The following is a 3,991-nucleotide window of genomic DNA, read 5'->3' as shown; positions in this document are numbered from 1 at the left end:
TACTATTGGACTTTTTTGTCTGGGAAAGCTGAGAAGCAAGGAATCACGCTGTACCACCATGATCAGCGTCGAAGTGGTTCAGTAGTACAAGAATTCCTAGGAGATTATTCTGGATATGTGCATTGTGATATGTTGCGGCAGTAACTTAGGACTTTAGTCCTCTAGTTCTGCCTATGCGATAGCAGTCCAAGGTTTAGGAGCAAGGCGACGCTAAGCTTGGTAAACTGCGAACCGCTAGAAGCTTATCGTCAACTGGAAGAAGCTGAACTTGTTGGATGTTGGGCGCATGTGAGAAGGAAGTTTTTTGAATCCACCCCCAAGCAAGCAGATAACTCATCCTTAGGAGCTAAAGGTTTAGCTTATTGTGACCAGTTATTTGCCTTGGAAAGAGACTGGGAGGTTTTGCCAGCTGATGAACGACTACAGAAACGTCAAGAAGAGCTCCAACCCCTATAAGAAATCTCCAGATTAGAGAACTCACGGATAGTTCCTAATATGGAGATTTTTCAATATACTTCGTTATTGGACGGTTACAGAAAATTAGCATTGTCAATCAACAAATAATTTATTCATTTTTTCTAAAACACTTTGATTAAGTATATCGAGTTCAAATTCAGTTTCAGGCCCATGACCATTTATTGGTAATTCATCAATTTCAAAACATTTATAGTTGTTCAATGTCGACTTCATATAATAAAAATCTAAAACTTTATCTCTAGGACTTTGCATGATGAATGTTTTATAAGGAAGATTTTTCTTCCACACCTTATCAGAAAACATTTCTGTAATTTCAGTTGTCGAGAACTTATCAGTAAACCATTTCCTTTCCATTCCACTTGTTTTTTTATTTGATTAGATAAATCTATCAAAGGGGAAACGCATATATGTCCACCTAGATTGTGAGAAAATCTGGCACTCAGTAGTAATCCTAATATAGATCCAAAACTTCCTGAATATAAATAAACTTTTTTAACATCTTTTACTGTTTTACTCACTATATACTCAATCGTTCTTACCAATTCATCTATCACATAATTCCAATTTTTATTTGATAATTCTGTATTAACTGAATAAGACGACCCAATATAATTAGCAACCAAGACATCTACCGAGTTGTTCAAGGCAAACCGATATATTTTAGCATTAGTAAATGAATTAAATTCATAGGATTCTGGACCACCATGTAAAGAAACTAATAACTTTTCTGGATTATTTGACTTATAATGAATCCCTTCAAACTTCTCAAAATAGAATTCTTTGCTTATTAACTCCTCTGACATATCTCTATAGATTGTCTCAAATTTTCCATCTTCAAAAAGTAAAAACTCGAATCCTTCAATCGTACTATGCTTCAAAACAAGTCTACTGTTTTGAAGTAAACAAAAATCAATCTTCCCTTCAAAATCATATTCTTTAATCATATTTGTTTTCAAGTCAATACTAACTAAAGTTGTTCGACCGAATCTATTCAAAATGACAAAAAGATTCCACTCGTCTAAAATAGCGTTAATAATAGGATAAAACAAGTCTAAACTTTCTATTAAGTATGAATCGTTTTCGAAATTATAAAGAGATATACGAGTAGTAGAGTAAAGACTGCACACCATATTTCCTCGATCACATAGATAATTCTGTATAATTTTTCCATCAATTTCTAGATTGGGCTGTATATTAGGTGTGGAAATTAACCGCAATTCAATATCATTATAGACTCTATACAAGTCCTGTTTCTCCCCAATATTACTTATCATAGCAGTGATAAGTTTTTCCTCTTCAAAAGAAATAAGAAACTGAGAGATAGAAGCTGTATCATCAGAAATGATCACAACAATATCTGAATTATAAAAATAGACATTTAGTATCTCTGCTTTATCTGATATATTGACTAGTTTATAGGTATCCAATTTAAGCTCTAGATTAATATTAATTCTAGATAACACTAAATACGAATTTTCCAGACTAAATATGTAAATAAAATTATCATTTGATAGTATTGCAGAAAATTCTTTGTCATATATTATTTGTCCATTATTATCTACTAATAATTCATCATGCCATAAAAGTTTACTATCTTGAGTATAAGATAGGAATATAGCATCATTTAAATCCAAATTTTTTATTTTCATCATCCTGTGACCTACTTTTTCATATACTTATAAAAAAGAAACAAAGAAATTGCATTTATAGTGGAAATGATAAAGAAAATGATTAATGTTTTTTGTAAATCATTTGCATACAGATTCCCTCCAAGTAATCCACCTAAACTATCTCCAATAAAATATGAAGTTTGAGATATACCATAGAAATATGAAATTTGTTCTTTAGGATACATATCCAACTCCATTAATTCTTGACTAATTACAGAACCATTTAAGAACAAAGCTCTGCATATAAGAATAAGAAACAAGTATAAAAATTGCATATTAAATATCAATAAAGCTGTTGATAAGCCCACTAAAATTTCACTGACCACAAAGATATACTCTTTATATTTTGAGGTTTTTTGACCTGAAAAAAGAGAAGAGAAATAAGTACTCAGTAGTCCTAAAATTGTCAATGTTACACCAATAACAGATACATTTATACCTTGTTTGCTTAAAATAACTGGAAGATATGGAGCAAATAAACTTACGCTTCCCCCCATAATGAAGCCGAATATTATAGTTCCAACAAGCAGGGTTCTAGCTTTTGCAAAATGTTTAAATTCAGCCTTCTCCAAATCGCCACTCTCATTATGAGATTGAGTAATAGGAGGAATTAGAAATACAGTAATCAGGCAAAGGACGCTCGAAAAAAGTAGAGTCAATTGTGTAGCGTTTTGAAACAAGAATGTTAAAATCCAGACAAGAAAACCTGCTAGTAGCATGCCTAAAGAACTTCCTACTCCATCTGCAAATTCTTTCAACGATACAATAGAGGAACGTTCTTCTTCACTTCCTATGCCCACAATCCATACTCTAATTAATAACAACACTACCGAAGCACCGATTCCTGAAACAAAACCAGATATTATAGAAATGCCTGAGTTATTAGGAAACATCCTAAAAAATAAGCCAATACTATATAAAATTAAACCACATTGAATCACTCTTTGAGGGGTAAATCGTCCTATTTTTTTACCAATATAAAATGAAAAGATGCCAGCAAATGCCATGGCAGAATAGGATAGACCATAATTAGGGAGCCTATCATTCATTTCAAACCAGAGTGCATGAACTGTTTTTGAAGTATACATAGATAGTTTAAAAAACAAATTGAAAATAAAAAAATTGATTGCAATAGGATATTTTCTTAAGATAATTCGATAGTTATTCATGATATTCGCTCACTTCACTTTCTAGTGTTTCTTTCATATCCGATAATTTTTCATTATCACTAAAATGTGTATCTAAAATTTTCAATAACGGTTGCATTTGTTTAAATTTATTGCAGTTATATAAAATTTCTAAAGATATAACCAAATAATCTTCTAGAAAAGATAAATCTAACTGTGAAACTTTGAATTGACATTGTTCTAATAATCTTTGTGCTTTTTCATACATATTCAGCTCGACATATATGTATTGTAAGTCATACCAGAAATCAAAACTTCTATCAGATAAATAATACGCTTTTTTATAATTCGTTAGACTGTCCTGCAACAATTGAAGTTCGCTCAAAACGACGTCCGCTAATCTTTTCATAGACTTTCTCCCCTCTAGGAGCCCCTGCATAAGGACGATAGAGATAGCGGTCGATTCCTGTTTCATCAATATATACGATTGGTAAATCGTTTAGGTTATCCAAAATATCAAGAAACTCAGCGACTTTCTCTGGGTCTTGTTCCTTAAAGCTCGTCATCTTTTTTTGAAGTGACCTTCATCTGCTTTAAAGCTGCCCATACTGAAGGGACAGCACAATCAAAATGTGCCGCAATTTCCCGTAAAAAAGCATCTGGATAAGCCTCTACAAAGGATTTCAATTCCTCTAAAGGAATCTTTCGGTTTTTGAC

The 3,991-nt window shown here is 32.2% G+C and carries 3 protein-coding genes and 2 pseudogenes; 1 reads left to right on the top strand and 4 read right to left on the bottom strand.

Annotation, left to right across the window (positions count from 1 at the left end; translation table 11 throughout):
- A pseudogene (locus tag HT703_RS12090) lies at positions 1 to 453 on the top strand (transposase); the annotation flags it as partial.
- A 248-nt stretch (positions 454 to 701) separates the two neighbouring features.
- Here HT703_RS12090 and HT703_RS03800 read toward each other — a convergent pair.
- The 4 genes and pseudogenes from HT703_RS03800 to HT703_RS11645 form a co-directional block, all read right to left on the bottom strand.
- On the bottom strand, positions 702 to 2,129 hold the full coding sequence (locus tag HT703_RS03800) for a hypothetical protein (RefSeq protein WP_023934526.1): 1,428 nt from the start codon (positions 2,127 to 2,129) through the stop codon (positions 702 to 704).
- Between the two features lie 8 nt (positions 2,130 to 2,137).
- On the bottom strand, positions 2,138 to 3,316 hold the full coding sequence (locus HT703_RS03795; protein ID WP_023941358.1) for an MFS transporter: 1,179 nt from the start codon (positions 3,314 to 3,316) through the stop codon (positions 2,138 to 2,140).
- On the bottom strand, positions 3,309 to 3,683 hold the full coding sequence (locus tag HT703_RS03790) for a hypothetical protein (RefSeq protein ID WP_138699592.1): 375 nt from the start codon (positions 3,681 to 3,683) through the stop codon (positions 3,309 to 3,311). Before HT703_RS03790 ends, HT703_RS03795 begins: the two co-directional genes overlap by 8 nt.
- A pseudogene (locus HT703_RS11645) lies at positions 3,631 to 3,991 on the bottom strand (IS630 transposase-related protein); the annotation flags it as partial. The pseudogene HT703_RS11645 and the gene HT703_RS03790, both read right to left, overlap by 53 nt.

This window comes from Streptococcus sp. 3874, from assembly GCF_013276425.1.
Lineage (GTDB): Bacteria > Bacillota > Bacilli > Lactobacillales > Streptococcaceae > Streptococcus > Streptococcus pseudopneumoniae.
Note: the sequence above shows the minus strand (reverse complement) of the source record. Positions and strands in the feature narration are given on the sequence as shown.